Below are 3,737 nucleotides of genomic sequence, written 5' to 3' on the forward strand. Positions count from 1 at the left end.
ATACTTGACCACGCTCTACGTCTTCACGTTTAGTACCACGCAGCAATACGCCTACGTTGTCACCTGCTTGACCTTCGTCCAGCAGTTTGCGGAACATTTCAACACCGGTACAAGTGGTTTTTTGGGTGTCTTTCAGACCTACGATTTCGATCTCGTCACCAACGTGGATGATACCGCGCTCTACACGACCGGTTACTACCGTACCACGGCCAGAGATAGAGAATACGTCTTCGATAGGCAACAAGAAAGGTTTGTCCACTGCACGCTCAGGTGTTGGGATGTAGCTGTCCAAGGCAGCAGCCAATTCGAAGATTTTTTCTTCGTAAGCAGCATCACCTTCCAAAGCTTTCAGTGCAGAACCTTGTACGATTGGGCAGTCGTCGCCTGGGAAGTCGTAGCTTGACAACAAGTCACGGATTTCCATTTCAACCAGTTCCAACAGCTCGGCATCGTCAACCATGTCGCATTTGTTCATGAATACGATGATGTAAGGTACACCTACTTGGCGAGCCAATAGGATGTGTTCGCGAGTTTGAGGCATAGGACCATCAGCTGCGGAACATACCAAGATCGCGCCGTCCATTTGGGCAGCACCGGTAATCATGTTTTTAACGTAGTCGGCGTGGCCCGGGCAGTCTACGTGTGCGTAGTGACGGGTTTCAGTTTCGTATTCTACGTGTGAGGTATTAATGGTAATACCACGAGCTTTTTCTTCAGGAGCGTTGTCGATTTGGTCGTAAGCTTTTGCAGCGCCACCGAATTTTTTAGCCAAAATAGTAGTCAAAGCAGCAGTCAGAGTGGTTTTACCATGGTCAACGTGACCGATGGTGCCAACGTTTACGTGCGGTTTGCTACGTTCAAATTTTTCCTTAGCCATGAGCTAATTCCTTTACATATAAAGATCGATTAAAGAACAATGGCCGTCTGAAAATTTATTTTCAGTTTCAGACAGCCTTTTCTGATTAGCCTTTGCGGGCTTCAGTTACAGCAGCAGCTACGTGAGCAGGAGCTTCAGCGTATTTTTTGAACTCCATGGAGTAAGTAGCGCGGCCTTGGGTTGCAGAACGCAGGTCGGTTGAGTAACCGAACATTTCTGCCAGAGGTACTTCGGCGCGAACTTTCTTACCGCCGATACCGTCATCATCCATACCCAATACAACGCCACGACGACGGTTCAAGTCGCCCATTACGTCACCCATGTATTCTTCAGGTGTTTCCACCTCAACTGCCATGATTGGCTCCAACAGAGCTGGATTGGCTTTACGCATACCTTCTTTAAAGGCTTGAGAAGCTGCCAATTCGAAGGCCAGTTGTGAAGAGTCGACATCATGCGAAGAACCGAAGATCAAACGTACGCGTACGTCAACTACTGGGTAGCCTGCAACGATACCGTTAGGCAGGGTGTCACGGATACCTTTATCGACAGAAGGAATGAATTCGCGAGGAATCACACCACCTTTAATTTCGTCGATAAATTCGTAACCTGCACCACCCGGCTCCATAGGTTCCATTTTGATCACAACGTGACCGTATTGACCTTTACCACCGGATTGTTTAGCGTGTTTGTATTCAGCTTCAACTTCTTTGCGGATAGTTTCACGGTATGCAACTTGAGGCGCACCAATGTTAGCTTCCACACCGAATTCGCGTTTCATACGGTCAACAATAATTTCCAAGTGCAATTCACCCATACCGGAAATAATGGTTTGACCGGATTCTTCGTCTGTACGAACACGGAAAGAAGGGTCTTCTTTAGCCAGACGATTCAGGGCAATACCCATTTTCTCTTGGTCAGCTTTGGTTTTCGGCTCAACGGCAATATGGATTACCGGCTCAGGGAACTCCATGCGTTCCAAGATAATCGGCGCGCTTTCTGCACACAAGGTTTCACCGGTAGTAACGTCTTTCAGACCGATAGCAGCGGCGATGTCGCCAGCGCGTACTTCTTCAATTTCAGTACGGTCCGCAGCAGTCATTTGCACCAAACGACCGATACGTTCACGAGTACCTTTTACAGAGTTCAATACGGTATCACCGGATTTCACGACACCAGAGTAAACGCGGATGAAAGTCAGCTGACCAACGTATTTGTCGTTCAACATTTTGAACGCCAATGCAGAGAATTTCTCTTCGTCGCTGGCTTGGCGGCTGTCTGCTTCTTCAGTGTTAGGGTTAACACCTTGAACAGGAGGAATGTCGGTAGGAGCAGGCAACAATTCTACTACTGCGTCCAACATACGTTGAACACCTTTGTTTTTAAATGCAGAACCGCACAACATTGGTTGGATTTCACCTGCCAAAGTACGTTGACGCAATGCACCTACGATTTCTTCTTCGGTCAGCTCTTCACCACCCAAGTATTTATCCATCAATTCTTCGCTGGCTTCTGCTGCGGCTTCAATCATGTTTTGACGCCATTCTTCAGCAGTTTCAACCAACTCAGCAGGAATATCGCCATAGGTAAAGGTTGTACCTTTATCAGCTTCGTTCCAGATGATAGATTTCATTTTCAGCAGGTCAACAACACCACTGAAGCTATCTTCTGCACCAACTGGGATTACGATAGGTACAGGGTTTGCGCGCAAACGGGTTTTCATTTGCTCGACAACGCGGAAGAAGTTGGCACCTTGACGGTCCATTTTGTTTACAAATGCCAAGCGAGGAACTTGGTATTTGTTAGCTTGACGCCATACGGTTTCGGATTGAGGTTGAACACCACCTACTGCACAGTAAACCATTACTGCACCGTCCAATACACGCATAGAACGCTCTACCTCTACGGTAAAGTCAACGTGTCCTGGGGTATCAATGATGTTGAAACGGTGTTCAGGGAACTGTTTCGCCATACCGGACCAATAAGAGGTCACAGCAGCAGAAGTAATGGTAATACCACGCTCTTGCTCTTGTTCCATGTAGTCGGTAGTTGCTGCGCCGTCATGCACCTCACCCAACTTGTGAGTCAAACCTGTATAGAACAGAATACGTTCTGTTGTGGTTGTTTTACCCGCGTCAATATGGGCAGAAATACCAATATTGCGATACAGGCCGATAGGGGTCTTACGAGCCATTTTGTTAGCCTTTCGATATTAGAAACGGAAGTGAGAGAATGCTTTGTTAGCTTCAGCCATACGGTGTACTTCTTCACGTTTTTTCAACGCACCGCCACGACCTTCAGCCGCATCAATCAATTCGCCTGCCAAACGCAGGTCCATAGATTTCTCACCACGTTTACGGGCCGCATCGCGAACCCAGCGCATTGCCAAAGCCAGACGACGTGAAGGACGAACTTCAACAGGAACTTGGTAGTTTGCACCACCTACACGGCGGCTTTTCACTTCCACGATAGGTTTGGCATTTGCAATGGCTTCGTTAAATACTTCGATTGCTACTTTGCCGGTTTTTTTCTCAATTTGTTCCAGTGCACCGTAAACGATACGTTCTGCAACAGATTTTTTACCGTCAATCATCAATACGTTCATGAATTTAGTCAGCTCAACGCTGCCGAACTTAGGATCTGGCAGTACGTCGCGCTTAGGGACTTCTCTACGTCTTGGCATTTTAATTTCCTTTAATCTATTCAGTTGGGTCAATTCCCATGAATACCCAATTGAGTATTCACTTACTCGGCCGTTGTTCAGCTTAGGCGGCCGACGTGCCTATTTGAGTCCCGATAATTATTTAGGACGCTTAGCACCGTATTTAGAACGGGCTTGTTTACGGTCTTTAACACCTGCAGT

Annotated in this window: 3 protein-coding genes and 1 pseudogene; all 4 read right to left on the reverse strand. The window is 47.2% G+C overall.

Translation table 11 applies throughout. The annotated features are described in order from the left end of the window. Positions 1-877: elongation factor Tu (gene tuf / locus ACTHUT_RS15380; RefSeq protein ID WP_440418993.1), on the reverse strand; the 877-nt coding region annotated here is incomplete at its 3' end. A gap of 85 nt (positions 878-962) precedes the next feature. After that, entirely contained in the window at positions 963-3,068 is a 2,106-nt protein-coding gene (gene fusA, locus ACTHUT_RS15385) for an elongation factor G (RefSeq protein WP_250601630.1), read from the reverse strand. An 18-nt stretch (positions 3,069-3,086) separates the two neighbouring features. Then, complete coding sequence (rpsG, locus tag ACTHUT_RS15390; RefSeq protein WP_002240962.1) at positions 3,087-3,557, reverse strand: 30S ribosomal protein S7; 471 nt, start codon at positions 3,555-3,557, stop codon at positions 3,087-3,089. Positions 3,558-3,674: 117 nt separating this feature from the next. Then, a pseudogene (gene rpsL, locus ACTHUT_RS15395) lies at positions 3,675-3,737 on the reverse strand (30S ribosomal protein S12); the annotation flags it as partial.

Source organism: Neisseria sp. P0022.S010 (genome assembly GCF_051956635.1).

What these genes read in the sequence shown, in the direction of transcription:
- rpsG (WP_002240962.1), bottom strand. Translation starts at nt 3,557, where the DNA reads ATGCCAAGACGTAGAGAAGTCCCTAAGCGCGACGTACTGCCAGATCCT.
- fusA (WP_250601630.1), bottom strand. Translation starts at nt 3,068, where the DNA reads ATGGCTCGTAAGACCCCTATCGGCCTGTATCGCAATATTGGTATTTCT.